22 protein-coding genes are annotated in these 26826 nt (G+C 70.8%); 10 read left to right on the top strand and 12 right to left on the bottom strand.

Going from position 1 to position 26826, the window contains the following annotated elements; translation table 11 throughout:
* Positions 1 to 8: 8 nt before the first annotated feature.
* On the top strand, positions 9 to 1619 hold the full coding sequence (locus ACH47Z_RS15740; protein ID WP_399073808.1) for an amidohydrolase family protein: 1611 nt from the start codon (positions 9 to 11) through the stop codon (positions 1617 to 1619).
* A gap of 6 nt (positions 1620 to 1625) precedes the next feature.
* On the opposite strand, the gene ACH47Z_RS15745 is transcribed toward ACH47Z_RS15740, so the two are convergent.
* The 3 genes from ACH47Z_RS15745 to ACH47Z_RS15755 all read right to left on the bottom strand — a co-directional run bounded on the left by ACH47Z_RS15745 (position 1626) and on the right by ACH47Z_RS15755 (position 3751).
* The gene (locus ACH47Z_RS15745; RefSeq protein WP_399073809.1) at positions 1626 to 2471 is read right to left on the bottom strand and encodes a trypsin-like serine peptidase; all 846 of its coding nucleotides are present in this window, start codon (positions 2469 to 2471) and stop codon (positions 1626 to 1628) included.
* 154 nt (positions 2472 to 2625) lie between these two features.
* Complete coding sequence (locus tag ACH47Z_RS15750; RefSeq protein ID WP_399073810.1) at positions 2626 to 2949, bottom strand: hypothetical protein; 324 nt, start codon at positions 2947 to 2949, stop codon at positions 2626 to 2628.
* A 67-nt stretch (positions 2950 to 3016) separates the two neighbouring features.
* Positions 3017 to 3751, bottom strand: a complete 735-nt coding sequence (locus ACH47Z_RS15755; RefSeq protein WP_399073811.1) for a hypothetical protein — start codon at positions 3749 to 3751, stop codon at positions 3017 to 3019.
* A gap of 126 nt (positions 3752 to 3877) precedes the next feature.
* Between ACH47Z_RS15755 and ACH47Z_RS15760 the strand changes: the two genes are divergently transcribed.
* Together ACH47Z_RS15760 and ACH47Z_RS15765 are read left to right on the top strand one after the other, a co-directional pair.
* On the top strand, positions 3878 to 5089 hold the full coding sequence (locus tag ACH47Z_RS15760; RefSeq protein ID WP_399073812.1) for a pyridoxal phosphate-dependent aminotransferase: 1212 nt from the start codon (positions 3878 to 3880) through the stop codon (positions 5087 to 5089).
* Between the two features lie 87 nt (positions 5090 to 5176).
* Positions 5177 to 5599 (top strand): hypothetical protein, encoded by a 423-nt coding sequence (locus ACH47Z_RS15765; RefSeq protein WP_399073813.1) that lies wholly within the window; start codon positions 5177 to 5179, stop codon positions 5597 to 5599.
* Between the two features lie 202 nt (positions 5600 to 5801).
* Here the strand turns inward: ACH47Z_RS15765 and ACH47Z_RS15770 are convergent, their stop codons facing one another.
* Positions 5802 to 7622, bottom strand: coding sequence for a phosphoenolpyruvate carboxykinase (GTP) (locus tag ACH47Z_RS15770; protein ID WP_399073814.1), 1821 nt, complete (start codon positions 7620 to 7622; stop codon positions 5802 to 5804).
* 308 nt (positions 7623 to 7930) lie between these two features.
* Between ACH47Z_RS15770 and ACH47Z_RS15775 the strand changes: the two genes are divergently transcribed.
* The 4 genes from ACH47Z_RS15775 (at position 7931) to ACH47Z_RS15790 (ending at position 11724) form a co-directional block, all read left to right on the top strand.
* On the top strand, positions 7931 to 8653 hold the full coding sequence (locus ACH47Z_RS15775) for a hemolysin III family protein (protein ID WP_399073815.1): 723 nt from the start codon (positions 7931 to 7933) through the stop codon (positions 8651 to 8653).
* Between the two features lie 111 nt (positions 8654 to 8764).
* Entirely contained in the window at positions 8765 to 10315 is a 1551-nt protein-coding gene (locus tag ACH47Z_RS15780) for a DHA2 family efflux MFS transporter permease subunit (protein ID WP_399073816.1), read from the top strand.
* A gap of 2 nt (positions 10316 to 10317) precedes the next feature.
* A complete protein-coding gene (locus tag ACH47Z_RS15785) occupies positions 10318 to 10959 on the top strand; it encodes a TetR/AcrR family transcriptional regulator (RefSeq protein WP_399073817.1) in 642 nt (213 codons plus the stop codon).
* Between the two features lie 33 nt (positions 10960 to 10992).
* Complete coding sequence (locus ACH47Z_RS15790) at positions 10993 to 11724, top strand: Mut7-C RNAse domain-containing protein (protein ID WP_399073818.1); 732 nt, start codon at positions 10993 to 10995, stop codon at positions 11722 to 11724.
* A gap of 151 nt (positions 11725 to 11875) precedes the next feature.
* Here the strand turns inward: ACH47Z_RS15790 and ACH47Z_RS15795 are convergent, their stop codons facing one another.
* From ACH47Z_RS15795 to ACH47Z_RS15820, 6 genes are all read right to left on the bottom strand, one after another.
* Positions 11876 to 14284, bottom strand: a complete 2409-nt coding sequence (locus ACH47Z_RS15795) for a galactose oxidase-like domain-containing protein (RefSeq protein ID WP_399073819.1) — start codon at positions 14282 to 14284, stop codon at positions 11876 to 11878.
* Positions 14281 to 15483, bottom strand: a complete 1203-nt coding sequence (locus ACH47Z_RS15800; protein WP_399073820.1) for a glycosyltransferase — start codon at positions 15481 to 15483, stop codon at positions 14281 to 14283. The genes ACH47Z_RS15795 and ACH47Z_RS15800 overlap by 4 nt, the downstream gene beginning before the upstream one ends.
* Positions 15480 to 17126: an ArnT family glycosyltransferase gene (locus tag ACH47Z_RS15805; protein ID WP_399073821.1), complete on the bottom strand. Its 1647-nt coding sequence runs from the start codon at positions 17124 to 17126 to the stop codon at positions 15480 to 15482. Before ACH47Z_RS15805 ends, ACH47Z_RS15800 begins: the two co-directional genes overlap by 4 nt.
* Positions 17123 to 18391: a glycosyltransferase gene (locus ACH47Z_RS15810; RefSeq protein WP_399073822.1), complete on the bottom strand. Its 1269-nt coding sequence runs from the start codon at positions 18389 to 18391 to the stop codon at positions 17123 to 17125. The genes ACH47Z_RS15805 and ACH47Z_RS15810 overlap by 4 nt, the downstream gene beginning before the upstream one ends.
* A 235-nt stretch (positions 18392 to 18626) precedes the next feature.
* Entirely contained in the window at positions 18627 to 20663 is a 2037-nt protein-coding gene (locus tag ACH47Z_RS15815) for a thioredoxin domain-containing protein (RefSeq protein ID WP_399073823.1), read from the bottom strand.
* A complete protein-coding gene (locus tag ACH47Z_RS15820) occupies positions 20644 to 21258 on the bottom strand; it encodes an ArsR/SmtB family transcription factor (RefSeq protein ID WP_399073824.1) in 615 nt (204 codons plus the stop codon). The genes ACH47Z_RS15815 and ACH47Z_RS15820 overlap by 20 nt, the downstream gene beginning before the upstream one ends.
* 127 nt (positions 21259 to 21385) lie before the next feature.
* Here ACH47Z_RS15820 and ACH47Z_RS15825 point away from each other — a divergent pair, with 127 nt between their 5' ends.
* The 3 genes from ACH47Z_RS15825 (at position 21386) to ACH47Z_RS15835 (ending at position 25676) form a co-directional block, all read left to right on the top strand.
* Positions 21386 to 21766, top strand: a complete 381-nt coding sequence (locus ACH47Z_RS15825; protein WP_399073825.1) for a hypothetical protein — start codon at positions 21386 to 21388, stop codon at positions 21764 to 21766.
* Positions 21767 to 21775: 9 nt separating this feature from the next.
* On the top strand, positions 21776 to 22324 hold the full coding sequence (locus tag ACH47Z_RS15830; RefSeq protein ID WP_399073826.1) for a DUF4262 domain-containing protein: 549 nt from the start codon (positions 21776 to 21778) through the stop codon (positions 22322 to 22324).
* A 148-nt stretch (positions 22325 to 22472) separates the two neighbouring features.
* Positions 22473 to 25676, top strand: coding sequence for a tetratricopeptide repeat protein (locus tag ACH47Z_RS15835; RefSeq protein ID WP_399073827.1), 3204 nt, complete (start codon positions 22473 to 22475; stop codon positions 25674 to 25676).
* A gap of 9 nt (positions 25677 to 25685) precedes the next feature.
* Here ACH47Z_RS15835 and ACH47Z_RS15840 read toward each other — a convergent pair whose 3' ends face one another.
* Both ACH47Z_RS15840 and mca read right to left on the bottom strand, forming a co-directional pair.
* The gene (locus ACH47Z_RS15840) at positions 25686 to 25925 is read right to left on the bottom strand and encodes a hypothetical protein (RefSeq protein WP_399073828.1); all 240 of its coding nucleotides are present in this window, start codon (positions 25923 to 25925) and stop codon (positions 25686 to 25688) included.
* Positions 25918 to 26799, bottom strand: coding sequence for a mycothiol conjugate amidase Mca (gene mca / locus ACH47Z_RS15845; protein WP_399073829.1), 882 nt, complete (start codon positions 26797 to 26799; stop codon positions 25918 to 25920). The genes ACH47Z_RS15840 and mca overlap by 8 nt, the downstream gene beginning before the upstream one ends.
* Positions 26800 to 26826 lie beyond the last annotated feature (27 nt).

Genomic DNA, 26826 nt, shown 5'->3' on the forward strand with positions numbered 1-26826 from the left:
GAGGAGTCGTGGAGCAGCTCGTCATCCGGGACGCGGACGTCGTGGACGGCAGCGGTGAGCCGTCGTACCGCGCGGACGTGGTGATCGACGACGGCAGGATCGTCTCGATCGTCAAGGAGGCCGCGGCGGCGGGCTGCCAACGTCCCAGGGCCGTGCGGGAGCTGGACGCGGAGGGCCTGGTCCTCTCCCCCGGCTTCATCGACATGCACGCCCACTCCGACTTCGCCCTGCTGCGCGACCCCGACCACAGCGCCAAGGCCGCCCAGGGGGTCACGCTGGAGGTCCTCGGCCAGGACGGGCTGTCGTACGCACCGGTGGACGACCGCACGCTGGAGGAGGTGCGGCGGGCGATCACCGGGTGGAACGGGTACGGCGACGACCTCGACGTCGACTGGCGGTCGGTCGGCGAGTACCTGGACCGGCTGGACCGCGGCATCGCCGTGAACGCGGCCTATCTCGTCCCCCAGGGCACGGTCCGCGCGCTCGCCGTCGGCTGGGAGGACCGCGCGGCCACCCCCGAAGAGCTGGACCGGATGCGGCGGTTGGTCGCGGAGGGCATGGAACAGGGCGCGGTCGGGATGTCCTCCGGGCTGACGTACACGCCCGGCATGTACGCCCCGGACGCCGAACTGACCGAGCTCGCCCGGGTGGTGGCGTCGTACGGCGGCTACTACTGCCCGCACCACCGCTCCTACGGCGCCGGCGCCCTGGAGGCCTACGCCGAGATGGTGGACCTGACCCGGGAGGCGGGCTGCCCTCTCCACCTGGCCCACGCCACGATGAACTTCGGCGTGAACAAGGGCCGGGCGCCCGAACTGCTCGCCCTGCTCGACCGGGCCCTGGACGCGGGCGCGGACATCACGCTGGACACCTATCCGTACACCCCCGGCTGCACCACGCTGGCCGCGCTGCTGCCGAGCTGGGCGAGTGCGAGCGGCCCGGAGGAGATCCTGGCCCGGCTCGCCGACCCGGCGACGGCCGAGCGGATCCGGGCGGGCCTGGAGGTGACCGGCTCGGACGGCTGCCACGGGGTGCCGGTGGAGTGGGAGACGATCGAGATCTCGGGCGTCGCCGACCCGGCCCTCGGGGGTCTGGTGGGCCGTACGGTCCGGGAGGCGGCCCGCTCGCGCGGCGAGTCGCCGTGGGAGACCGCCCGGCACCTGCTGCTCGCGGACCGGCTCGGGACGACGATCCTCCAGCACGTCGGGCACGAGGAGAACGTCCGCGCCATCATGCGGCACCGCGCGCACACCGGCGGCTCGGACGGCATCCTGCGGGGCGCCAAGCCGCACCCGCGCGCGTACGGCACCTTTCCGCGCTATCTCGGCCACTACGTACGGGAGTTGGGGGTGCTGGGCCTGGAGGAGTGCGTCGCGCATCTCACGTCCCGGCCCGCGGCCCGGCTGAGGCTGCCGGACCGCGGGCTGGTGCGCGAGGGCTACCGGGCCGACCTGGTGCTCTTCGACCCGGAGACGGTGGCGCCGGGCGCCACCTTCGCCGAGCCCCGCAGGTTGCCGACCGGGATCCCGTACGTCCTGGTCGACGGCCGGTTCGTCATCGAGGACGGGAAGCGGACGGATGTGCTCGCGGGGCGGGCGGTGCGCCGTACGCCCGTATGACCGTGCCTACGGCTTGGGCAGGGTGCAGCCGGAGGCGCTGAGGTTCAGCTTGTTGCCGGTGGTGAAGCAGGCCGGGATGTTGTACGTCTCCTCGGCGTAGTTGATGCCCTGGCGGACGGTGACGTTGCCGTTCGCGTCGACCTCGCAGGGGTTGTTCTCGGTGCAGCGCTCGCCGTCCTCGTTGCCGGTGTTGTTGACGGCCACGACCTTGCCGGTGGCGGTGTCGATCACCGGGGAGCCGGAGGTGCCGCCGATGGTGTTGCAGGCGGAGGTGTAGCGGACGGAGTCCTTCCAGGTCCAGTCGCCCTCCTCCAGCCGGTACACGAAGCCGTCGATGCTGCAGCTGTAGATCGTCTTCCAGTAGCCGGAGACGACCTTGATGGCGGTGCCGGCGGTCGGGTGGGTGTCCTGCACGGTCAGCGGGCTGATGCCGTAGTTGTTCTTGATCGCCGCGTACGTGGTGGTGGTGCGGTAGATCGTGACGTCCGTGTCCGTCATGGTCGAGTACACGACCTGGTTGGCACGGAGGGTGGCGATCCTGGTGCCGGCGGAGTTCAGCAGGCCGAAGCTACGGCTGGAGGACTGGCCGGTGATGACCTCGCCCGGGCTGGGGAAGCCGGTCTCCAGGCAGTGGCCGTTGGTCAGCACGAGCGCCGGGTCGGTGTCCGCGGAGTTGGGGAAGCGGATGACCGAGCCGGAGCAGTTGCTGAGCGAGACGGTGCCGGCGAAGTCGACGGTGGCCGCGGCGGCCTTGGCGGTGTGCGGAGCCGTGTGCGGAGCGGCCACCGCCGGGGTCGCGCCCAGCCCGGCCAGGGCCACGGAGGAGAGCACGGCAAGGAGAGGCTTGTTCATGTGGGGGGTCCCCTCTTACGACGTGGGCGACCGGAGATCTTCCGACCGCCTTCACGCTTGTCATGCGCATTCTCAAGGTGAGAGAGGGGTGTGAACAAGAAGGCGGGGCGGGTCGTAGGGGTTTCCCTGTGCGACAACTCACCTGCAAAGCAGGCTACTTGGGCTCTCTTCGAGCATGGTCGAGCTCGGCCGCCAGCACGGCCGTCCCGTACAGGTGAGTGAAGTACCGGGTCGCGTACTCGTCATCACCGATGGACGGAAGGATCTCCCCGAGGACCGCGGTGCGTGCCCGCAGTATGTTTCGGCGCCGGTCGTCCAAGGGGCCGTTCATGGCCGAGGAGACACAGCCGGCGAGCAACGCGTCCATCATCACCATGCATTCACCCTCGGGCTCTCGCCGGTGGAAGCCCGGAGGGAAGCGCAAGGCCCTGAACTCGTCCCACAACCGCGCCAGCTGATCCGGTATCGCTTCCGCCATGCCGGTGATCATGCCTTGCGCCCAGGCGTCGAGGGAACGCGTTTCCCGACCCGCATGCTCCCTGCGCTCAGTGGCGGTGCTTCCCGGCGCCGTGCCCCTGGCCCCGGCCCACGGGGGTACCGGATGCGGAGGGCGTCGGGGTTGGTGCCGTTGCCGTGGACGGGGGTGCGGCGGGCGTCGTGGGGGTGGTGGAGGGCGACCGGGTCGGGGTGCCCGTCGGGTGCGGCTGGGGCGCGCTCACCGTCGGGGCGGCGGACGAGGAGGGCATGCCGGGTGCGGACGGGGAGCCGGCGTCCGGGCGGGGGCTCCCCGTGGTGGTGTCGTCCACGGCGACGCGTCCGCCGCCGGCGGAGCCGGAGCCGTCCGGGGCGGGAGAGTCCGAGCCGCCCGAGAGCACGGTGATCACCGCGATCGCGCCGGCCACCCCCAGCGCCCCCACGCCTGCCACCACCCGGCGACGGCCGCCCGTGCGCCGCTCGGCACGCCGCCGCGCGGCCCGCCCCTCCCCCGGGCCCTCGTCCCGCACGGACCGGCCCGCCGGCTCGACCGGCTCGACCCGTTCGGCGGGCTCGGTCACCGGAGGCAGCTCGCGGGTCGCGTCGTAGGCGTTCTGCCAGCCGTGGGCGGCGGCGGGGTCGGCGTACTCGTCGTACGCCGGGACCGGGGCCTGCGGGAGGTACACGTTCGGCGGAGCCGGGGACGACGGCCGCGCAAGGGGTACGTCCGGTCGCCCCTGGGCCGCGCCACCGCCCGACCCCTGTGCACCGTACGCCCCCGCCTCGCCCTCACGTTCGGTGGACATGGCAGTGGATTCTAGGGACGCAAGTGGCCCCTGAGACAGCCATCGGCGAAATCCGGGCAAACCTCCTCGTCTCGCGTGGCGGAAAACACGACCCAAGAGGCATGACCTGGCCGTAAGCTCACGGACATGCAGGTGATCCAGTCGACCAAGCTCGCCAACGTCTGTTACGAGATCCGGGGCCCGGTGCTCGAGGAGGCGATGCGGCTCGAATCGGCAGGTCACCGCATCCTCAAGCTGAACACCGGCAACCCGGCCGCCTTCGGCTTCGAGTGCCCGCCGGAGATCCTGGAGGACATCCTCCGGAACGTGTCCACGGCGCACGGTTACGGCGACGCCAAGGGCCTGCTGGCCGCCCGGCGCGCGGTCGTCATGCACAACCAGACCCTCGGCATCGAGACGGACGTCGAGCACGTCTTCATCGGCAACGGCGTCTCCGAGCTGATCGTGATGGCCATGCAGGGCCTGCTGGACGACGGCGACGAGGTCCTCGTACCGGCACCGGACTACCCGTTGTGGACCGCCGCCGTCTCCCTCGCCGGCGGCACGGCCGTGCACTACCGCTGTGACGAGCAGGCGGACTGGACGCCCGACCTCGCCGACATCGAGCGCAAGGTCACCGACCGCACCAAGGCGATCGTGATCATCAACCCGAACAACCCCACGGGCGCGGTCTACGACGAGCCGGTGCTCAAGGGGCTGACGGACATCGCCCGCCGGCACAACCTGCTGGTCTGCTCCGACGAGATCTACGACAAGATCCTCTACGACGGCGCCACCCACACCCCGACCGCGAAGGTCGCCCCCGATCTGCTCACCCTCACCTTCAACGGCATGTCGAAGGCGTACCGGGTGGCCGGGTACCGGGTGGGCTGGATGTCCATCTCCGGCCCACGCGCGCACGCCGACTCCTACATCGAGGGCCTGACGATCCTGGCGAACATGCGGCTGTGCGCCAACATGCCGGGACAGCACGGTGTGGTCGCCGCGCTCAGCGGACGCCAGTCGATCAACGACCTGGTGCTGCCGGGTGGCCGGCTGAAGGAGCAGATGGACACCGCGCACGAGCTGCTGACGCAGATCCCGGGCGTGAGCTGTGTACGGCCGAAGGGCGCGCTCTATCTCTTCCCGCGCCTCGACCCCCAGGTCTTCAAGATCAAGGACGACCGGCGGATGGTCCTGGACCTGCTGCGCAAGGAAAAGATCATGGTCGTGCAGGGGACGGGCTTCAACTGGCCCGAGCCCGACCACTTCCGGGTGGTGACCCTGCCGACGGTCGGCGATCTCAAGGACGCGATCACCCGGATCGGGAACTTCCTGGACGGATACGGCCAGTCGTAGTCGACGGACTTCATTCCGTGACCCGACTCAACTTTAGACGAAATCTAAGCTAGGATGGCTTCCTGTCAGAGCACAGGAGGCCATCCCATGTACGAACCGATCCGCACTGGGCCTTCCCGCAGGTCCGTCCACAGCACGATGGCCGGCCCCTCCTCCGACTTCCCCCACCGGTCGCGCGAGGAGGAGCTGGACATCCAGCTCGCCGGTCACCTCTCCGCACTGCTGGCCGTGACCGACGACCTGCGCGGGCTGACTCCGTCGGCCGACCTGGACGACGCGGCCGAGCGGCTCGCCGAGCAGGTGTCCCGGCTCCGGGGCGGGCGCGCCCCGCTGCGGGCGACGCCGACCGCCGGCGGTGACCCCGTGGCCCTGCACCGGCGCGCGCACACCCTCGCCGGCCGGGCGCTCGTCGTCGCCGCGTCCCGCGCCGACACGGCGGCGGCGATCCTCACGGCGGAACGCATGGACGCGCACAGTTCCCAGCTGGCGCTGAGCACCGCCACCCACTGACCCCACCCGGGGTCCCCTGTTCGGCCCCGGTCCGCGTGCACCCGCAGCGACGCGCGGACCGGGAGCCACACACTGCGTCGGCTTCGGCGAACAACACGGGTGCCCCGCACGCCGTTGTGCGGGGCACCCGGGGTCGTTCCACGGCCGGTCGTGACGATCGCTGGTCAGGGCACGGCGACCGGCCGTGGAGTCTCGGAGGCGACTAGCCCAGGCGCTCCACCAGCGCGCGGTACTGGTCCCACAGTTCCTTCGGGGTGTGGTCGCCGAAGGTGTTGAGGTGCTCGGGGATCAGGGCGGCCTCCTCGCGCCAGACCTCGGTGTCGACCTTGAGCAGGAAGTCCAGGTCGGACTCGGAGAGTTCGAGGCCGTCGGTGTCGAGGGCGTCCTTGGCCGGCAGGATGCCGATCGGGGTCTCGACGCCCTCGGCCTTGCCGTCGAGGCGCTCCACGATCCACTTCAGGACGCGGGAGTTCTCGCCGAAGCCCGGCCAGACGAACTGGCCCTCGTCGTTCTTGCGGAACCAGTTGACGTAGTAGATCTTCGGCAGCTTGGCCGCGTCCGCGGACGCGCCGACCTTGACCCAGTGGGCCATGTAGTCGCCCATGTTGTAGCCGCAGAACGGCAGCATCGCGAACGGGTCGCGGCGCAGCTCGCCGACCTTGCCCTCGGCCGCGGCGGTCTTCTCGGAGGCCACGTTGGCGCCGAGGAAGACGCCGTGGTTCCAGTCGAAGGACTCGGTCACCAGCGGCACGGCGGAGGCGCGGCGGCCGCCGAAGAGGATCGCCGAGATCGGCACGCCCTTGGGGTCCTCCCACTCGGGCGCGATGATCGGGCACTGGGCGGCGGAGACCGTGAAGCGGGAGTTGGGGTGGGCGGCGGGCTCCGGGGACTGCGGCGTCCAGTCGCGGCCCTTCCAGTCCGTCAGGTGGGCCGGGGTCTCCTCCGTCATGCCCTCCCACCACACGTCGCCGTCGTCGGTGAGCGCGACGTTGGTGAAGACCGCGTTGCCCCACAGGGTCTTCATCGCGTTGGCGTTGGTGTGCTCACCGGTGCCGGGCGCGACGCCGAAGAAGCCGGCCTCGGGGTTGATCGCGTACAGGCGGCCGTCCTCGCCGAAGCGCATCCAGGCGATGTCGTCGCCGATGGTCTCCACGGTCCAGCCGGAGATCGTGGGCTCCAGCATGGCGAGGTTGGTCTTGCCGCAGGCGCTCGGGAAGGCGGCGGCGACGTACTTGGACTCGCCCTGCGGCGGGGTGAGCTTGAGGATCAGCATGTGCTCGGCCAGCCAGCCCTCGTCACGCGCCATGACGGAGGCGATTCGCAGCGCGTAGCACTTCTTGCCGAGCAGGGCGTTGCCGCCGTAGCCGGAGCCGTAGGACCAGATCTCGCGGGTCTCGGGGAAGTGCGAGATGTACTTGGTGGAGTTGCACGGCCACGCGACGTCCTCCTGGCCCTCCTCCAGCGGGGCGCCCAGGGAGTGGACGGCGCGGACGAAGAAGCCGTCCTCGCCCAGCTCGTCGAGGACCGCCTGGCCCATGCGGGTCATGGTGCGCATCGACACGGCGACGTACGCGGAGTCGGTGATCTCCACGCCGATCGCGGAGAGCCTGGAGCCCAGCGGACCCATGCAGAAGGGGACGACGTACATGGTGCGGCCGCGCATCGAGCCGCGGAAGACGCCCTTCTCACCGGAGAAGACCTCGCGCATCTCGGCGGGAGCCATCCAGTGGTTGGTCGGGCCGGCGTCCTCCTCCTTCTCGGAGCAGATGAAGGTCCGGTCCTCGACGCGGGCGACGTCGGTGGGGTCGGAGGCCGCGTAGTAGGAGTGCGGGCGCTTGATCGGATCGAGCTTCTTGAACGTTCCCCTGGCGACGAGTTCCTCGGCGAGCCGCTCGTACTCGGCCTCGGAGCCGTCACACCAGACCACGCTGTCCGGCTGCGTCAGTTCGGCGATCTCGTTGACCCACGAGATCAGTTCCTGGTGGTTGGTCGGGACGGTGGAAGCCGAGTTGTCGCGCGCCACGGTTGCTCCTAGATGAGGGATTTTGTCCTTGTTGCCCCGTGGGGGCTGCGACCCGGATGCCGCATAGCCGATCTTCTGCTGCTCATCCGGTGCCGACTGCACTCATTTGATCATCCGTCGCAGGCGCGCATCTGTCCAGGGGGCCTCACAGGTGAGCGGCGTGACGAAGCCCACGGTTTCCAGGCCTGTTTGCGTTCCCTTTACGTACAGGTTTGTGTCACCTGAAGGTCTTTTTGCGTTCGATCGACCAAGACCAGTACCGAGAGGCACTGATGGGCGACTTACGGTGCCGTAGGTACCATGCGCGCATGACTGCGTCCGTCCCCGACGCGCCCACGGACACGCCGGCCGACGGCCGCGGTCCCGCCGCGCTCTCCTTGCCGCAACAGGTCAAGCAGGTCAAGCCGAAGCTCCGCGGCTGGCTGCACCTCGGCATGTTCCCGGCCGTGCTCATCGCGGGCCTCGTGCTCACCGCCCTCGCCGACTCGGCCAGAGGCCGCATCGCCTGCGGCATCTACGTCCTGACGGCCTGCCTGCTCTTCGGCGTCAGCGCGCTCTACCACCGGGGCAACTGGGGCCCGCGGATGGACGGCCTCCTGCGCCGCCTCGACCACGCCAACATCTTCCTGATCATCGCGGGCACCTACACGCCGCTGACCCTGCTGCTCCTGCCGGACTCCAAGGGCCAGTGGCTGCTGTGGGGGATCTGGGCCGCCGCCGCGGCCGGCATCGTCTTCCGCGTCTTCTGGGTCGGCGCCCCGCGCTGGCTCTACACGCCCTGCTACATCGCGATGGGCTGGGCGGCCGTCTTCTTCCTGCCCGACTTCCTGCGCACCGGCGGCATCGCCGTCCTGGTCCTGGTCGTCGTCGGCGGCCTGCTCTACAGCGCCGGCGGCGTGATCTACGGCATCAAGCGGCCGAACCCGTCACCGCGCTGGTTCGGCTTCCACGAGGTCTTCCACTCCTTCACGCTGGCCGCGTTCGTCGTCCACTACGTCGGCATCTCGCTGGTGGCGTACCAGCACGCGTAGCACCGCACCTCCCCTCCCCTCGGGCCACGGCACCTCGCCGTGGCCCTCTTTTTTTACCCAAGAGCAGATACCGATTGACACTGAGCAGCTTTTGAGAGTTACTCTCATTTCATGGTTGCTGTCACCGCGAACCCCCGACGCTGGTGGGCCCTCGGGGCCCTGGTCGCGAGCATGCTCACGCTCGGCTTCGACACGACGATCCTCAACGTGGCGCTGCCGACCATGGCCGGCGATCTCGGCGCCACCACCGGCCAGCAGCAGTGGATGGCGGACGCGTACGTCGTCGTCTTCGCCGCGCTGATGCTCCCCGCCGGTCTCCTCGGCGACCGGTTCGGGCGGCGCCGGATGCTGATCACCGGCCTCGCCCTCTTCCTCGCCGGCTCGCTCCTGGGCGCGCTGGCCTCCGACGTCAACTGGGTCATCGCGGCCCGGGCGTTCATGGGCATCGGCGGCGCGCTCGTCACCCCGCTCGCCCTGTCCGTACTGCCCTCGCTGTTCGGCCCCGACGACCGCGCCAAGGCCGTCGGCATCATCTCCGCCGCCTCCGCGCTCGGCCTGCCGCTCGGGCCGATCATCGGCGGCTGGCTGCTGAACCACTTCTGGTGGGGCTCGGTCTTCCTGGTCAACGTGCCGATGGCCGCGCTCGGCATCGCCGCCTGCGTCTTCCTGCTCCCCGAGACCAGCGACCCCGCCTCCCCCCGGGTCGACCCGGTGTCCACCGCGCTCACCGCGACCGGCCTCGGCGCCCTCATCTACGCGATCATCGAGGCGCCCAGCCGCGGCTGGGGCGACGCCCTGATCCTGGGGATGTTCGCCGGCGCCGCGGTGCTGCTCACCGCGCTGGTACTGCGCGAGCGGCGGGCCGAGCGCCCCATGCTCGACATGACGCTGCTGGCCCACCGCGGCTTTCTGTTCAACACACTGGCCGCGACCCTGGCGATGTTCGTCCTGTCCGGCCTGATGTTCGTACTGCCCCCGTATCTCCAGGCCGTCCTCGGGAACGACGCCCTCGGCACGGGCGTGCGCCTGCTGCCGATGATGGGCGGTCTGATGATCGCCGCGCGGGGTGCGCAGCCGGTCGTCGCCCGGTTCGGTCAGCGGGCCGCGGTGAGCGCCGGTCTGGTGGTCCTGGCCTTCGCCGCGCTGCTCGGCAGCCGTACGACGGTCGACTCGGGCTACGGCTTCACCGCACTGTGGCTCTCGATCACCGGCGTCGGCTTCGGTTTCTCGATCGTGCCCGCGATGGACGGCGCCCTCGGCACCCTGCCCCGCGACCGGGCCGGCAGCGGCTCGGGCCTGCTGATGACACTGCGCCAGGTCGGCGCCGCGATCGGCATCGCCCTGCTGGGCAGCCTGCTCGCCGGCGTCTTCCGCGACCGGCTCGACGTCACGGGGCTGCCCCCGCAGGTCGCGCACACGGCCGGTGACTCGGTGATCGCGGCACACCTGATCGCCGCGAAGACGGGCCCCCGAAGCGCAGCCCACCTCGCTGCCTCCGCGAACGACGCGTACGTCCACGGCATGAACGTGGTCCTGCTGGTCTGCGGGATCGCCGCGCTGGTGGCCGCGCTGCTGGCGGCCGCCCTCCTGCCGAAGGCGGCTCCCGCGCCGGAGCCCGAAAGCACCGGCGCCGACATGGTCGTCGCCACGGAGGATGCCTGACAATGAACCGTATGACGGCCGCACGTTCCCCGCTCTCCCCCGCCGACCGCCCCCAGCTGGGTCTGCGCGAGCGCAAGAAGATCAAGACCCGTGAGGCGATCCGCGCCGCGACGTACGCGCTGATCAAGGAGCAGGGGTACGACGCCACGACGATCGAGCAGATCGCCGAGCGGGCCGAGGTGTCGCCGTCGACCGTCTTCCGTTACTTCCCGACCAAGGAGGACATCGTCCTCACGGACGAGTACGACCCGCTGATCGTCGAGGAGTTGCGCGCCCGGCCCGCCGGCGAGCCGTGGATGGACTCGCTACGACACGTGATGCACAAGGCGCTCGAGGCGAGCACGGCAGAGGACCCCGAGGTGATGCGCCTGCGCACCCACCTCGGGGTGCAGGTCCCGGCCGTCCGCTCCCGGATGTTCGAGAGCATGTCGCAGACCGGCCGCATGCTCCGCGAGGCCCTCGGCGAACGCTTCGGCCTGGACCCGGACGGCCTGGAGGTCCGCGTCTACGCGATGTCCCTGATCGGCGGCCTGATGGAGGTCTCGATGTACTGGGCGGAGAAGGACTTCGAGGGCGAGCTGGGCGACCTGATGGACCGGGCCCTGGACGTCCTGGAGCACGGCCTCCCCCGCGAGAACCGCTGAGGTCACGGCGGCCCGGCGTGGGATGCTGACGAGGTGAACGGAGCCGAGATCCACGTCGAAGTCGCCCCAGCACTCCATGTGTTCGTGCCCCCGTCCCGCCGCGGCGGTACGACCCCCCTGGCCACGGACGGCGTCTCGACCCTCGGCCATGTCATCGAGTCCCTCGGCATCCCGCTGACCGAGGTCGGCGCGCTGGTGGTGGACGACCACGAGGTCCCGGTGTCGCACATCCCGAAGGCGGGAGAACGGGTCTCGGTCCGCCCGGTCACCCGCCCCCAACGGGTCCCCGGCGCCCCGCTCCGCTTCCTCCTGGACGTCCACCTGGGCACCCTGGCCCGCCGCCTCCGCCTCCTCGGCGTGGACACGGCGTACGAGTCGACCGACATCGGCGACCCGGCCCTGGCCGCCCGCTCGGCAGCGGAGAAACGCGTGATGCTGAGCCGCGACCGGGGCCTCCTGCGCCGCCGCGAACTCTGGGCGGGCGCCTTCGTCTACAGCACCCGCCCCGACGACCAACTCCACGACATCCTCGACCGCTTCGCCCCCGACCTCCACCCCTGGACCCGCTGCACAGCCTGCAACGGCCTCCTGAAGCAGGCCACCAAGGACGAACTCTCCGCCCAGCTCAAACACGGCACCCAACGCACGTACGACGTCTTCGCCCAGTGCACGTCCTGCGGCCGGGCGTACTGGAAGGGTGCCCATCACGACCAGCTGGAGGCGGTCGTGGAGCGGGCGTTGAGCATGCGTACCCAGGGGGACTGAGTACGGGCGCCGATCTCCGGGGCGGAGCCGGGCAACGAGTGCCCCCGGACTCCGGGGGCACTCGCGGGGGCACTCACCTACGGCAGCCTCACCACGGCCTCGGCCGTGGTGCTCCAGTGGAGCGCCCAGATCCTGCTGGTCACGGCGATCCTCAGCTACGGCGCCTGACGTCCCCCTTCCCGCACGCCACCCCGTCCCGGTTCGGATCGAGCCCCAGCGGATCGTCCGCGCCGTTGACCTTCAGCCGGCCGTAGTTGTTCTGCCGAAGCCAGACGCAGCGAGCCGCCGTCGTCTTCTTCACCTCGGGCGGGAAGACCGTCGGCACGCAGACGTTGATCGAGCCGTAGTGCCGGTCGCAGCCGGAGATCGTGGGGCTGACCTGCTGGGACGTGCGCTTCTTGGCGGGGCCCGACGTCTTGCCGGTCAGCGAGTCGGCGAAGGCGTGGATGTGCGGGGACGCGGTGGCGGGGCTGAGGGCCGTCGGACCGGTCAGGTGCACCCACTGGGCCACCGAGGGCACGCCGTTGGCGTCGACCGCGAAGAGCATGTACCAGCCGGGCGGGGCGATGTTCGGGTTGTTCGTCACGTTCAGGTCGACGTTGTTGCCGTCCACCGACAGCGGGAGGTCGACGAAGCGCTGGTTCGGGTCCGAGGAGTGGGTGACCGCGGCCGGGCGGATCAGCTCGGCCTTGGCGATGGGACGGTCGACCGTGATCCGCTGGGTGTCGCCGTACTTCCACTCCTGGCTGATCACCGAGGTGATCGTCGGCCGGGGGCCCTTGAAGAGGTACGGCGGGGTGTAGATGGACACGTTGTGGTTCCAGGTGCCGTTGCCCGGGTTGTCGCCGGTGGCCATCACCCGGCCGTCGGGCAGCAGGAACGCCGAGGAGTGGTAGCCACGGGACTCGGGGTCGGCGGCCACCTGCTGGAAAGCGTTGGTGGCGGGGTCGTAGAGCGACGACTCGTACACCGGGTTGGCCCGGTTGTGCAGGGCACCGCCGGTCTCCAGCACCTTGCCGTCGGGCAGCAGTACGGCGGAGACGTACATCTTGCCCTGGTTGCCGGTCTCGGGGACCTTGCCGTTGCCCAGGTCGACCGTGCCCTGTGGGATCGGCGGCCCGGCGACGTACGACGGGTTCGGCTGCTTGAGGTCGATCACGTCGGTCAGGCGGTTCGCGTCGGGGTTGGAGTCGATGTTGCCGCCGCCGATGGTCAGCACCCTCTGGTCCTGCGCCGGAGGCAGCAGCACGGACGCCGACTGGTCCCGCTGGTCCTTGTTCTGCAGGCCGGGGATCTGCGTGACCGTGTTCGCGCCGTAGTCGTAGATCGCCGAGCCCGTGCCGGGGATGTTGTTGCCGAAGACGTGGCTGCCCGTGTAGAAGAGGCGGCCGTCCTGCATCAGGACCATCGCCGGGTACAGACCCCAGAACGACCAGGTCTGGTTGACCTTCCACGTCGGCAGCCACTGCTGGTCCTTGTCGGACCAGCGCTCGGCGGTCACGGACCCGGTGGAGTCCTCGCGCAGCCCGCCGAAGGTGATGACGTCACCGTTGCCCAGTTCGGTCGCCGACGGGTACCAGTGGCCGTCGTTGAGGTCGTTGGTCCTGGTGTACGTCTCGGTCTTCGGATCGAAGACGTACGAGTCCTTGAACCCCTCGTAGCCATGGGTGCCGTTCGGGTCCGGATAGGACTTGTTGCCGCTCAGCACGAGCACCCGGCCGTCCTGGAGCTGGACGTGCCCCGCGCAGAACATGTCCTTCGGCGTCGGGATGACCTTGTAAGTGCCGGCCGAGGGGTCGTACACCGCGCTCGTGAACGTGCCCGCGTTGAAGGCGTCCTGACTGTTGCCGGACCCGGCGATCAGCAGCACCTTGCCGTCGTTCAGGACGACGGAGTGCATGGAGCGGACCGGGTTCTGCGTCGGCAGCACCGACCAACTCCCGTTCGCGCACTGGTCGCTGGTGCCCGTGCACTGGGCGGGCGGAAGCGGGTCGGGGACCTGCTCCATGGTGTAGTCGTCGGTGGTCGCCGAGCCGGTGCCGTAGACGGAGACGCCCCAGGTGATCTGGTCGGTACCGGCCGGGATCTCGGGCGTGCGGACCGTGGCCTGCGTCCACGTCGACGCCATGTCGAGGGTCTTCAGGTCGGTCCAGTACTGCCAGCCGGCGGTGGTGTCGTGCCGGAAGAGGGTGATGTTGGCGTCCGGGGTCGTGGTCTTGTACCAGAGCCCGAGGTCGTACTGCTTGCCGGCCGTCACCACCGGCGCGCACTCGGTCGTCTCGGTGACCATCGCCTTGCGGTCGCCGCTGACCCGCCGGGTCAGCGTGACCTTCATGGCGCTGGTGCCGGAGTGCGCGTCCGAGGTCGTCTCGAAGGTGAAGTCGTTGTCACCCCACCCGGCCTTCTCCCAGCAGTACGGCATGCCGTTCGTACCGGCGGTCTCGAAGCCCGGGTTCTTGATGAGATTGGCGGCCTCGGCGCTCTGCGGCGAGGTGAGGAGGAGACCGGCGGTCAGGGCGCCCACCCCGACCAGCGCGGTCCGTCTGCGGAATCTGCTCACACGGCTCTCCTTGCGGTCGTACGGTTCCCGCGCCGGCGCGGGAGATAGACCAGCGCTTCGGTCCCCACGAAGCGCAGGACGAACGTCAGCACCAGCGCGAGCGCGGTCGCGGACAGCACGGCCATGCCGAAGCGGTCCACGAGCAGCGCGATCAGCGGGATGCGCAGCACCAGGTCGGCGTTGGCGAGCAGCGCGAACCGGCCGAGCCGGTTCCACCAGCGGCGGTGCCCGCGCCGGTCGCGGAACAGCAGCTGCTCGATCAGCAGGAAGTTCCAGGCGACGCCCAGTTGGTTGGCGAGGATCTCGGCGAGCACGTAGTGCGTGCCGAGCCCCGTCAGGACGGCGAGGCCCACGAGGTTGGGCACGAACCCGCTCGCGCCGATCAGCCCGAAGCCGATCATCCGGGCGACCGGGGACGCGGTGCGCAGGCCCGCCAGATGGCGCAGGAAGCGGAAGCCCTCCCGCGCGCTGGACTTGGACTCCCCCGCGTACCGGTCCTGGAAGGCGAACGGCACCTCGGCGACCTGCCGGGGCCGGCTGCGCGCGGCCAGCTCCAGCAGGATCTTGTAGCCGAGCGGTTTGAGCACGTCGGCGGTGACCGCGCTGCGCCGGATGGCGAAGAAGCCGCTCATCGGGTCGCTGATGCCGTGCAGTCGGCGCGGGAAGAGGGCCTTGGCGAGCCAGGTCGCACCGCGCGAGACGGCGACCCGGTAACCGCCGGCGAGCCCGGCCCGGCTGCCGCCCGCGATGTAGCGGGAGGCGACGACGAGCCCGGCGTTCGCGCGCTCGCCGGTGGCGATCAACTCCGGTACCAGGGACGGCGGATGCTGGCAGTCGCCGTCCATGACGACGATCCACTCCGAGGCCGCCGCCTTCAGCCCCTCGACCACCGCCCCGCCGAGCCCGCCGACGGGTTCGTCCCGGTGCAGTACGGCCACCGGGTACGGGCAGTCCTTCGCCGCCTCGCGGATGACCTCGGGGGTGTCGTCGGTGGAGTCGTCCACGAAGAGGACCTCGCACGGCATCCGCGCGGGCACCGACTCGGTGATCTGGTGCAGCAGCCGCCGTACGTTCGCGGACTCGTTGAAGGTCGGTACGACGATGGTGACGGCGCCGGGCTCCGGAACGGCACTTTCTGGCTCGCTTCGCCTCCGGGGCGCTCCAGCCGGTGTCGAGAGGGGGGCGGTGTACTCGCTCACCGGGCACCTCCCCCGGTCTGGATCTTCCGGATCTCGATGCGGTCGGGGCCGGTGCCGAAGGTGGCGACCGGCGCGGAGTGCTGGATGGCCGCCCTGACGTTGGGCAGGTCCTTGGCGTCGCGGCGGACGGTCGGCGAGGCGACGACGTAGTCGATGTCCCGCCAGCCCGCCGGCATGGTCCTGGTGACGGCCGGGTCGAGGTCGGCCTTGTAGAACCAGATGGCGCCGAGTCCGGGCCGGTATCCGGCGTGCACGAGGTCCAGCCAGAGGGCGTCGTCGACGAGGACACGGGTGTCCTTCGGGTCCGCGACCTCGGTGCTGAGCCAGTGGGAGGCCTGCCGGTAGGGCTTGTTGGCGTCGGCGGTGACGGCGGTGCGGTCGCCGTCGTACCAGTGCGGTACGACGTACGCGCCGGCGGCGAGTGCGAGCACGGCGGCGAGCGCGTACCGGCCGCCGGTGACGTACCGCTTCTCGCCCTCCGCCCGCCACCTGCGCAGCACCACGTGCGCGACGGAGGCGGTGCCGCCGGCCAGCACCAGGGCGAGGAAGGGCAGCGCGCCGATGACGTACATGGCGGGCAGATAGCCGTTCGGCCGCAGGGCCACGGCGGCCAGGATCGCCACGGTCAGGGACGGTCCGGCGAGTGCGCGGGCGGTGACGGACCAGCGCCAGGTGACGATCAGCAGCAGCGCTCCGGCGAGGCCGCCGAGGGGCAGGACGCGGTCGTAGTACAGCCAGGAGTGCAGGACGCCGTACGAGCCGGAGGAGTGGTCCAGGATGAAGCCGGACCCCGGCCGGGACATCTGGTAGGTGATGCCGTCCCACAGGGACACGTGTCCGGCGCCCGGGAACAGCTCGCCCTTGAGCAGCGCGAACAGCGGGTACGAGAAGCCGATCAGGGCGCAGGCCGTGACGGCTCCGGTGAGGGCGAACTTGCGGGTGTCGCGGTGGCTGTGCCGCCACATGGTGACGAACAGGGCGGGCAGGACGACGAGCATCGTCTCCTTGGTGAGCACGCCCGCGGCGGCGGCGAGGCCCGCGCCGAAGTGGTGCCAGAGGTGGCGGCTGGGCGAGGCGGCCAGGCAGAACGCCAGCAGCAGCCACATCACGGCGATGTTGTCGAGGAAGATCTCCCTGCTGAGCACGACCGCGAGCGGGGACAGCCCGAACAGGGCCATGCCGAGTCCGGCGGCCCAGCGCGGCAGGGAGAGCCGGCGGCCGAGGACGTAGACGAGGACCGCGCTGGCGCCGGTGATCAGCAGCATGGTGATGCGCATGGTGCCGACGGTCATGGAGCCGGGGCTGAGCTTCGAGGGGAGCCAGCTGAGCAGGGCTATCTGGACCCAGCCGAACGGCGGGTGGTCGTACCAGTAGGTGTAGTGGGCGAGGCCCCGGCCCTGCTGGACGGCCCAGGCCTGGGCGAGGTAGGTGCCCTCGTCGTCGCTGAGGGTCGGGTAGTCGGCGATGTTCCAGCCCTGGACGACGAGGATCGCCACGAGCAGGGCGCCGCAGAGCAGCAGGTCGGGACGGGAGGAGCGGAGTCGTACCGGAGGCTGCGTTCGGCCGGTCGAACGGGTCGTGGGCACAGCCTGGCGCTGCGCGGGGACCGTCGCTGTGGTCACCGCGGGAAGGGTGGAGGTCACGCAGGAACGTCCTCTCGGATCGTCTCGGCCGCGGTGAGGTGCGCGCCGACGTGCGAGGTCAACTCCCAGTCGTTGCGGCCGCGTTGCTCGCGCCACACGGCACGGATCGCGGCACCGGCGAGGAGGACCTGATAGAAGGGGCCGCCCACGATGAGCTTGACGTAGTGGGCGAGGCGGACCCGGAGGCCGTACTGAACGCCGAAGTCGTGCAGGCCGACCACCTCGAAGACGAAGGTGACGACGGCGGTGACCAGCGGCAGGAAGGTGAGGAAGGCGACGCCGACGGGCACGTCGAGGAAGAGCGCGACGGCCGCGTTCAGCGGGATGATCACGCCGGAGAAAGCCTGCATGAACGGCGTCATCAGGGTGTAGCGGGCGAGCAACCGCTGCCCGAATCCCGGGAGCCCGCGCCAGTCCTTCTTCCGGTAGACCTGGAGGAAGCCCTGGTTCCAGCGGGTGCGCTGCTTGAGCAGCGACATCAGGCTGCCGGGGGTCTCCTCGCGGGTGACCATGTCGGAGTCGTAGGCGACGACGACCTTCTTGCCGACGGACGAGAGCCGCACGCCCAGGTCGCAGTCCTCGGCAAGGCAGTTGGGGTCCCAGCCGTCCGCTTCCCTGAGGACGTCGGTCCGCACGAAGACGGTGTTGCCGCCGAGCGGGATGAACCCCTTCTGCGCGTGCAGGTGCAGCCGGGAACGGAACCAGAAGAAGTACTCCAGGCAGTTGCGCAGGCTGTACCAGCTGGAGTGGAAGTTGATGAGCTGGACCCCGCCCTGGACGACGTCCGACCCGGTGGTCCGGAAGGCGTGGTCGACGTGGGCGAGCAGCTCCGGGTGGACCTGGTCCTCGGCGTCGAAGACCCCGACGACGTCACCGCGGCAGTGCGGCAGCGCCGTGTTCATGGCCTTGGGCTTGTTCTTCTTCTCGTGGGTGTCGACGACGACCCGTACGCGCGTGTCCCGTGCGGCGGCCTTCTCGGCCACGGCCGTGGTCTCGGGGTCGTCGTGCCCGACGATCACGATGATCTCGAAGTCGGTGTGTGTGGACTCCAGCAGCCGCTGGATGGTGTGGTCGAGCACGGCTTGCTCGTGCCGGGCCGGCAGGAGCAGCGAGAACGACAGGTGCTCGCCCCCGTCCGGTCTGCTGAACCGGGTGGAGGCGAGCACCTCGGGCGTACGCCACGCGTGCATCTGCCACCACAGGGTGAAAGCCGCCATCCAGAAAAGGGCAAGCGAGACGGCAGCGATGAAGACAGACGTGAGCAAAAGATCCCCCCAGATCCCCTGAAAACCCCCTGTGCGCACGACGGTCGGTCACCGTTGAGTCACCCGTCGTGGCGCTGTGGAGAGCCTAAGGGGGATCTGTGAAGTGTGGGAGGTCTTCCGATAAATAGCTTGTTTCGTAACGGGGGTGTGAGTAAGGGAGGTAAGCGGTATCTATCCGAACACCTGCTCCGTTCCGGACAGTTCACCCTTTCCTGCTGCCGCGCGTTTACGCAGCTCAGCGGCCGTTGAGCACGGCGCGCAGCCGTTCCGGATCGGTCGTCGGCGCGTCACACGTGAAATCGCGACAAACGTAAACCGCAGGTTGACCGGCGACGAGCGGCCGGCCGGCGAGGAGCGGGAACTCGTCACTCTCCACGGCCCCCACAGCCACGACCGCGCCCGGGGCGGTGCCCAGAAGCGCCGTACGGTGCAGGGCGTTCGTCCTCTGGTCGGGCGGTCCCGCGGGTCCGACGACGGCGACCTCCTTCGGCCCGTCGAGGAGGGCCTCGGCGACGGCCAGCCCCCAGCCGATGAACCGCGGCACGCGCGGCCCGAGCGTGGTGACCACGCCCAACGCCCGCTCGGCGGCGGTGCGGTGAGGCTCGGAACCGGTGTGCGCGGCATAGCTGAGCAGGGCACCGGCCGCCGCCGTCCATCCGGACGGGGTGGCGTTGTCGGTGGGGTCCTGCGGGCGGCGGATGAGCCGCTCGGCGTCGGCGGCGGTGTCGTAGAGCGCGCCGGTCTCCGGGTCGGTGAAGCGGGCGAGCACATGGTCGAGGAGCAGCCCGGCGAAGTCCAGCCAGACGCCCTCGCCGGTGACGGAGGCGAGCGCGAGGAAGCCCTCGGCGACGTCGCCGTAGTCCTCCAGCACTCCCGCGTTGGGGCCGATCCGGCCGTCCTTGCTGGTGCGGGCGAGCCGGGCGTGCTCGTCGAGGTGCACGCGCACGAGGAGGTCGGCGGCGCCGACGGCGGCCTCGATCAGATCGGGCCGCTCGAAGTAGGCGCCGGTCTCGGCGAGCGCGGCGATCGCGAGCCCGTTCCAGGCGGCGACGACCTTGTCGTCCCGGCCGGGGGCGGGGCGTTCGGCGCGCTTGGCGAGGAGCCCCGTGCGAATGGATTCGATCTTCTTGGCGTCGAACACGCTGTTGTTCTGCGGCAGTTGGAGGACGGACTGCCCGTGTTCGAAGGTGCCCTCGTCGGTCACGCCGAAGTACTGGGCGGCGAGGTCGCCGTCGGCGTCCCCGAGGGTCGCGCGCAGCTGCTCGGGAGTCCAGACGTAGTACGCCCCCTCGACGTGCCGGCCGCTGCCGTCGTCGCTGTCGGCGTCGAGCGCGGAGGCGAACCCGCCCTCGGTCGTGCCCAGTTCGCGTACGAGGAAGTCGGCGGTCTCGAGCGCGACCCGCCGGGCCAGATCGGAGCCCGTGGCCCGCCAGAGATGGGCGTACACGCGGCAGAGCAGCGCGTTGTCGTACAGCATTTTTTCAAAATGGGGCACGACCCAGTCACGGTCGACGGAGTAACGGGCGAATCCGCCGGCCAGTTGGTCGTAGATCCCGCCCCGGGCCATGCGCTCGCAGGTGTCCTGAGCCATCTGGAGGGCGCCCTCGGAGCCGGTGCGCGCGTGGTGGCGCAGCAGGAACTCCAGGACCATGGACGGCGGGAACTTCGGCGCGCCGCCGAATCCGCCGCGCTGCGGGTCGTACTCCCGGGTGAGACCGAGGAGGGCCTGGGCGAGTTCCTCGTCGCCGGGGACCCGGTCGCCCTGGTGGCTGATCTCCCGCTGGGCGAGGTCGCGCACGATCTTCCCGGCGACCTCGCCGACCTCGTCACGCCGGGTGTCCCAGGCCTGCCGGACGCCTTCCAGCACCTGCCGGAAGGAGGGCATGCCGTGCCGGGGCGCGGGCGGGAAGTAGGTCCCGAAGTAGAAGGGTTCGGCGTCCGGGGTGAGGAACACGGTCATGGGCCAGCCGCCCTGGCCGGTGGCGGCCTGTACGGCCTCCATGTAGACGGCGTCGACGTCGGGGCGCTCCTCGCGGTCGACCTTGACGCTGACGAAGTGCTCGTTCAGGTAGTCGGCGGTGGCCTGGTCCTCGAAGGACTCGTGAGCCATGACATGGCACCAGTGACAGCTGGAGTACCCGACGCTCAGCAGGACGGGTTTGTTCGCCTTGCGGGCCTCCTCGAACGCCTCGGCCGACCAGGGCCACCAGTCGACGGGGTTGTCGGCGTGCTGGAGGAGGTACGGGGACGTCTCATGCGCCAGTCGGTTCACCGTTCCACTCTCCCACGGGCTCGGGAACGGCGTAGAAACGCATCATCACCGGGCGCGCCCCGTCGGGTGCCTCCTCGCGCGCGTGGCCGTACCGGTCGAGCAGTGCGTGGTAGTCGCGCATGAAGGCGAGCAGTTCCTCCCTGGTCAGCCAGGTGCCGTGGCGCTGGATCTGGGCCCAGCCCTCGGGGCCCCGGTACTCCTGGTGGGCGCGCCGGTAGAGGGCGGTGTCGACCTCGATCTTGAGATGGGCCAGCTCGGCGGCGGCCGCGTACTCCTCGGGGACCATCGTGGCGGGGTCGGGCGTGGTGTGGCTGAAGGGCAGCGACCGCCACCAGCGCTCGCGCCCGCCGGACTTCTCCGGGATCTCCTCGATGAGCCTCTGCTCGGCGAGTTTGCGCAGGTGGTAGCTGGTGGTGCCGGAGCTCTCGCCGAGTTCGCGGGCGAGGACGGTGGAGTTCGCCTCGCCGTGCCGGCCGAGGTATTCGAGGATCCGGCGGCGCAGGGGGTTGCCGAGGGACTTGTAGAGGGCGGTGCGTTCGAGGCTGGTCAGCTCGGCGCGCTCAGCGCCGGTCGTCTCGGGCGGGCCGTCGGTCATGCGGCCACGGTAACCCTGAGAACCCTGAGAGGTCCCTGACGATTGCCGAGATTTCTTTGCAAAATTTTCTCTGCGTTCTACGGTGGAGGCGGCTCGGAGAGGTTCGGAAAATGACGGAGGGGTGGGCATGAGCAGGAAGTGGCCCTTGGTTCTGCTGGGAGCGTCGGCGATTCTGCTGGTGCCATGGATGGTGGTGCTGGCCGTGACGCTGCCGGGCAGCACGCAGGTGGACAACTGGCCGCTGGCCTGGATCGGCCTCGACGTCCTCATGGCGGCGGGGTGTGCGACGACGGCCCTGCTCGGCCTGCGCGGCGACGCCAGAGCCCGGCTGACGGCCTCGGCGACGGCGTCGGTGGCGGTGCTGGACGCCTGGTTCGACATAACGACGGCGGGCACCGGCGCCCCGCTGACCCAGGCGCTGCTGTGCGCGGTGGCGGAGGCGGCGCTGGCCGGGGCGTGTGTCCACCTGGCGGTGGGCAGGAGACGGTATCGCCGGCCGGCACCGTAACCTCTGCCCATGCCCCGTGATCCCTTCACATGCCGCTGCGTGCTCTGCCATGACTACGGCGACCGTGACGCGGCGGACCGGGCCGACCTCGGGATCATCGAGAACGTCCGGAGGTACGGCTGGCACGTCGCCGGAGTTCCCGCGGACGAGATCGGCCCCGGATTCGCCTACACGATCGGCCTGGCGCACACCCACGGCGTCCCCGAACTCGCCATGTTCGGCCTCGATGTGCACTCCATGCACCACATGCTCAACGCCCTCGGCGACCGGGCCGCCACCGGCACCGTCCCGGCGGACGGCCAGGAGCACGAGGGCATCGCCGACGACCGCCGCCTGGTCCTCAGAAAGACCGACCTGCGTTGGTACCGCACCTTCTTCGGCCGCGCCATCCGCTTCTACCGACGGCCGCCCTTCCCGGTCCTCCAGGTGACCTGGCCCGACGCGGACGGCCACTTCCACTGGGAGGAGCGGGCCGGGGACCGACACCGGGAATCCCAGCCCCAGCTGTGGCTGCCGCCTGGCGAACACCCGGTGGGAGTGTGGACCGCCGAGCTGTGACGTCGGGCGCGGACCGCCTCAAAACCCCTCACTCACCCGAGCGTTGGCACGAAATCCTCACCCGCCCGCTGATCGCCGCACCCTCGCCATCCAGTCCGGCTCGAAGGACACTCGTAGCCAAGGACGTTGCCTCCGGAGGGGATGGGACATGCGGGAGAGCCATCGGGCGGAGGCCGAGCGGCTGCTGGTGCGGGCCGTGGAGGAGGAGGTACGGCGCTCGGGCGGGCGGATCGACGGCCAGGTGCTGCTGTCACGGGCGCGAGGTGCGCTGGACGCGATGGCGGAGGCGGCCGGCGAGGAGTACGAGGCGTACACCCACGCGCTGGACGAGGCCGATGCGGGCCGGCTGACCTTCGGGCAGCGCTACGCCCGCGAGGGCACCGGAACGGCCCTGCTGGTGGCGGTCGTTGCCGCGGTCGCCGCCGCGGTCGCCGACCTGTCCCTGGGCACGGGTACCGGTACGGCGGTCGGTGCGGGCGTGGCCGCCGGGGCGGTCGGTGCCGCCGCGACCGTGGTGAAGGTGGCCGGTGCCCATCTCCCGGCCGCCCATCACCGCGCCGGTGCCGCGGGCCAGCCCGGCGGTCCGGAACAGTTACGGCTGCAGTGGCTGACCGCGCTGGAGGTGCGGGGCATCCGCCCGTTCCTCGACCAGCAGCGGATGCTCAGCGCGTCCACGGGCCCGAAGAAGACGGCGAGCCCCACGCTGCGCGGTGCCGACAAGAGCGCGGCGGCCCGCAGGCGCACGGTGCTGGAGCAGTCGTTCGGCCAACTTCCCCAGCCGGACGCCCGGTTCGCCGGCCGCAGGGCGGAGCTGGCGCGGATCCGGCAGTGGGCACAGGCGGCCCGGGCGGCCACCGAGACCCGGCCGACGGTGGTCGTCCTGCACGGCGGGCCCGGCTCCGGCCGGACCACACTCGCGGTGCGCGCGGCACACGATCTGCGGGACCACTTCCGTGGCGCGGTGGTCGTGGACCTGCGCGGCGGCGGCCGGGAGGAGGCGCCGCTGCCCACCCGCGACGCCCTCCTGCATCTGCTCAACCGACTCGGCGCACCCCGCGAGCAACTGCTGTTCCGGGAGCGCTCCTCCCCCGACCAGCAGGTCAAACGGCTCGCCGAGCTGTACCACCAGCAGCTGACCGGCCTGCCGGTGACGATCGTGCTGGACGACGCCTCCGACCCGGAGCAGGTCCGGGCGCTGGTGCCCGAGCGCTCCGACAGCCTGGTCCTGGTCACCGCCCGCACGGCCCTCGACCTGCCCGCGGACCTGCCGGCCTGGGTGCACCACCTGCCGGTCGAGGCACTGGACGCGGCGGGCGCCGAGGAGCTGCTGAGCGCCGCGGCCGAGGACGCGTCGGGCCCGTACGACGCCGAGTCCGCCGACCGGATCCGGGAGCTGTGCGGCGGGCTGCCGCTGGCACTCAGGATCGCGGGTTCCGCGCTCGGCCCGCGCTCGCCCCGCCAACTGGCGGCGGACCTGAGCGTGTACGGCCCGGTGGAGCCGGTGGAGCGCGCCCTGTGGCTGCGCTACACCGACCAGCCGGAGCCCTCGCGCCGCCTGCTGAGAAGACTCGCGCTCGCCGGGCGCGCCTCGCTGGGCGCCGCGGCGGCGGCCGCGCTGCTCGCCACGGACGAGGCCGAGGCCACCCGGCACCTGGTCGCCCTCGCCCGGGCCGGTCTGCTCGACCATGTGCGCGGCAGCCGCTACCGGCTGCACAGCCTGGTGCGCGCGTTCGCCCAGGCCCGGCTGCTGGACGAGGAGGACCCGGCCGAACGCACGGCGGCGCAGGAACGGCTGATCGTGAACTACGCGGAGCTGGCCGACTCGGTGCTGCGCCTGGTCGACGGGAACATGTCGACGCGCTCGCACCAGTTCGGCCCGCACGGCTTCACCTCGCTGGACGAGGCGCTGCGCTGGCTGGACGACGAGTCCAGCTTCATCACCGCGACCCTGCGCCAGGCGGAGGGCGTGAACCAGTCGGCGGTGCTGAACCTGCTGGGCGCGCTGTGCGACTACTGCCTGCTGCGCGGCGACCTGTACCGGCTCGGCGAGATCAGCGAGCTGGCGCAGGCCGTGGACCAGGGGCTGCTCGTGCGCTCGGTGCAGTGGCGCACCGGTATCGCCGCCCGGCAGCTGGGCGAGCTGGACAAGGCGCGGACCACGCTGGCCTCGGTGGTGGACCTGTACCGGGAGGCGCATCACGACGCCGGTGCGGCCCGCGCCCTGTGCTCGCTCGGCATCACCCTGCACCACCAGGGCCAGCTCACCGAGGCCGCCGCCAAGCTCCAGGAGGCGCTGGACCTGCAGGCGGCACCGGAGCTGGCGACCGACCGGGCCTGGACGATGCACGCCCTGGCGGCGGTCCAGCGCGACCGTGCCCGGCTGTCGGAGGCGCTCGAACTGCTCACCCGCTCGCTGGTCCTGCACCGCGAGGGCGGCTCGGTGCACGGCGAGGCCTGGGCGCACTTCCAGCTCGGCCAGCTGGCGCTGCGGATGGGCGACGTACCGCGCGCGGAGACGGAGCTGCGGGCCGCCCTGGAGCGCTACGGGCAGACCCGCGACGCGCGCGGGGAGGCGTGGGCGCTGACCCAGCTGGCCCGGGCCCGTCTGGTGGCCGGCGACCCCGCACCGGCCGTCGAGGGCCTCAGGCAGGCCGCGGCCCGGCACCGGGAGAACGAGGACGCGCGCGGCGAGGCGTGGACGCTGTACTACCTCGGGCAGGCGCTGGAGGAGTCCGGTGACCTGGATCAGGCGGTGCGCGATCTGGAGCGGTCCCGCACGATGTTCTCCCGGATGCGTGACGTCTACGGCCTGGCCTGCGCCCGGCACCACTCGGCCCGGGTCACCCGCGACCAGCGGGCCGCCCAGACCGGCTCCCTGCGCAACTCCGGCTTCGCCCGGCAGCTCCTCGTGGACGCCCGCGCCGACTTCCAGCGCATCGGCGTCGCCCACGGCGAGGCGTGGACCTGCCTGGAGCTGGCCGTGGTCGACGCGGGCAACGCGCGCCCCCAGCAGGCGCTGGCCCTGTGCGACGAGGCCCGCGACCTGTTCGCCTCCTACGGCGACCGGCGCGGCGAGGACTGGGCCCGCTTCCTGCGCTGCACCCTGCTGCCGTACGCGGCACCGGGCGGCACGGAGGTCGGTACGGCCGTCGCCCAGGAGGAGCTGACCCAGCTGACCCGCGCCACGCATCCCCTGCGCGACGAGAAACTGACCGACGGCCTCACGGCGTACGCCGTGCTCCTGGAACGGGGCGTCACCCTGGAGGCGGGCTGGCAGGCCTGGCGCCTGCGCATGACCCCGGACCGCCACGCCCGGGAGGTGATGGGGGTGGCGGTACCGGCGGCGCGCTGATGCCCGGCGTCAGCCCCGCTGGGCCGCGGAGTCGGCCTTCTGCTCGGCCTCCGCGTCCGGGGCCTCCTTGAAGTCGACCTTGTTCATGTGCTTGCTCATCGACTTCATCAGGCCCCACACGGCCAGGGCCATCACCGCGAAGACGATGAAGCCGAGGACACCGGGGGTGACCTTGTTCTGGTCGACCTCCTTGGCGAGGGGGACGAGGTGCGTCACTGCCAGGCTCACGCTTGCGCTCATGTCAGGCATTGTCCCGGATGCCCGCGAAGAGGTCGTCCTCGGGGAGGGAGGTATCCACGAGAGACTTCGCCAGCTCGTACTCCTCCGTCGGCCAGACCTCCTTCTGCAGCTCCATCGGCACCTTGAACCAGCCGCCGTCCGGGTCGATCTGCGTGGCGTGCGCGATCAGCGCCTTGTCGCGGATCTCGAAGAAGTCCGCGCACGGGATGTGCGTGGTCAGCGTGCGCTCGGTGCGCTCGAACTCGCTCCAGCGCTTGAGCCACTCCCCGTACGGCGACTCCAGGCCCCGATCGAGCATCGCGTGGTGCAGCGCCTCGGTGCGCGGGCGGTTGAAGCCCTGGTTGTAGTAGAGCTTCAGCGGCTGCCAGGCGGCGCCGAACTCGCCCTCGGGGTACTTCTCGGTGTCCGCCGCGCCCTCGAACGCCACCATGGAGATCTTGTGCGTCATGATGTGGTCGGGGTGCGGGTAGCCGCCGTTCTCGTCGTAGGTGGTGATCACCTGCGGGCGGAAGGCGCGGATCTTGCGGACCAGCTCACCGGCCGCCTTGTCGATGTCCTCCAGGGCGAAGCAGCCCTCGGGCAGCGGGGGCAGCGGGTCGCCCTCGGGGAGGCCGGAGTCGACGAAGCCGAGCCACTCCTGCCCCACGCCGAGGATCTCGCGGGCCTCGTCCATCTCCTTCTTGCGTACCTCGTGGATGTGCTCCTCGATGTACGTGTCGCCCTGCAGCTTGGGATTGAGGATGGACCCGCGCTCTCCGCCGGTGCAGGTCACCACCAGCACGTCCACCCCCTCGGACACGTACTTCGCCATCGTGGCCGCGCCCTTGCTCGACTCGTCGTCGGGGTGCGCGTGTACGGCCATCAGTCGCAACTGGTCAGTCAAGACTCAATCCTCGGTAAGTCGGCGCCC

The sequence above is a fragment of the Streptomyces sp. NPDC020192 genome (assembly GCF_044388685.1).
GTDB lineage: Bacteria > Actinomycetota > Actinomycetes > Streptomycetales > Streptomycetaceae > Streptomyces.

Bases quoted from the DNA above. Each gene is read 5' to 3' on its own strand.
- ACH47Z_RS15750 (WP_399073810.1), bottom strand. From the start codon at position 2,949: ATGGCGGAAGCGATACCGGATCAGCTGGCGCGGTTGTGGGACGAGTTC.
- ACH47Z_RS15765 (WP_399073813.1), top strand. From the start codon at position 5,177: ATGTACGAACCGATCCGCACTGGGCCTTCCCGCAGGTCCGTCCACAGC.
- ACH47Z_RS15760 (WP_399073812.1), top strand. From the start codon at position 3,878: ATGCAGGTGATCCAGTCGACCAAGCTCGCCAACGTCTGTTACGAGATC.
- ACH47Z_RS15840 (WP_399073828.1), bottom strand. From the start codon at position 25,925: ATGCCTGACATGAGCGCAAGCGTGAGCCTGGCAGTGACGCACCTCGTC.
- ACH47Z_RS15780 (WP_399073816.1), top strand. From the start codon at position 8,765: ATGGTTGCTGTCACCGCGAACCCCCGACGCTGGTGGGCCCTCGGGGCC.
- ACH47Z_RS15820 (WP_399073824.1), bottom strand. From the start codon at position 21,258: ATGACCGACGGCCCGCCCGAGACGACCGGCGCTGAGCGCGCCGAGCTG.
- ACH47Z_RS15835 (WP_399073827.1), top strand. From the start codon at position 22,473: ATGCGGGAGAGCCATCGGGCGGAGGCCGAGCGGCTGCTGGTGCGGGCC.
- ACH47Z_RS15825 (WP_399073825.1), top strand. From the start codon at position 21,386: ATGAGCAGGAAGTGGCCCTTGGTTCTGCTGGGAGCGTCGGCGATTCTG.
- ACH47Z_RS15775 (WP_399073815.1), top strand. From the start codon at position 7,931: ATGACTGCGTCCGTCCCCGACGCGCCCACGGACACGCCGGCCGACGGC.
- ACH47Z_RS15830 (WP_399073826.1), top strand. From the start codon at position 21,776: ATGCCCCGTGATCCCTTCACATGCCGCTGCGTGCTCTGCCATGACTAC.
- ACH47Z_RS15785 (WP_399073817.1), top strand. From the start codon at position 10,318: ATGAACCGTATGACGGCCGCACGTTCCCCGCTCTCCCCCGCCGACCGC.
- ACH47Z_RS15755 (WP_399073811.1), bottom strand. From the start codon at position 3,751: ATGTCCACCGAACGTGAGGGCGAGGCGGGGGCGTACGGTGCACAGGGG.
- ACH47Z_RS15745 (WP_399073809.1), bottom strand. From the start codon at position 2,471: ATGAACAAGCCTCTCCTTGCCGTGCTCTCCTCCGTGGCCCTGGCCGGG.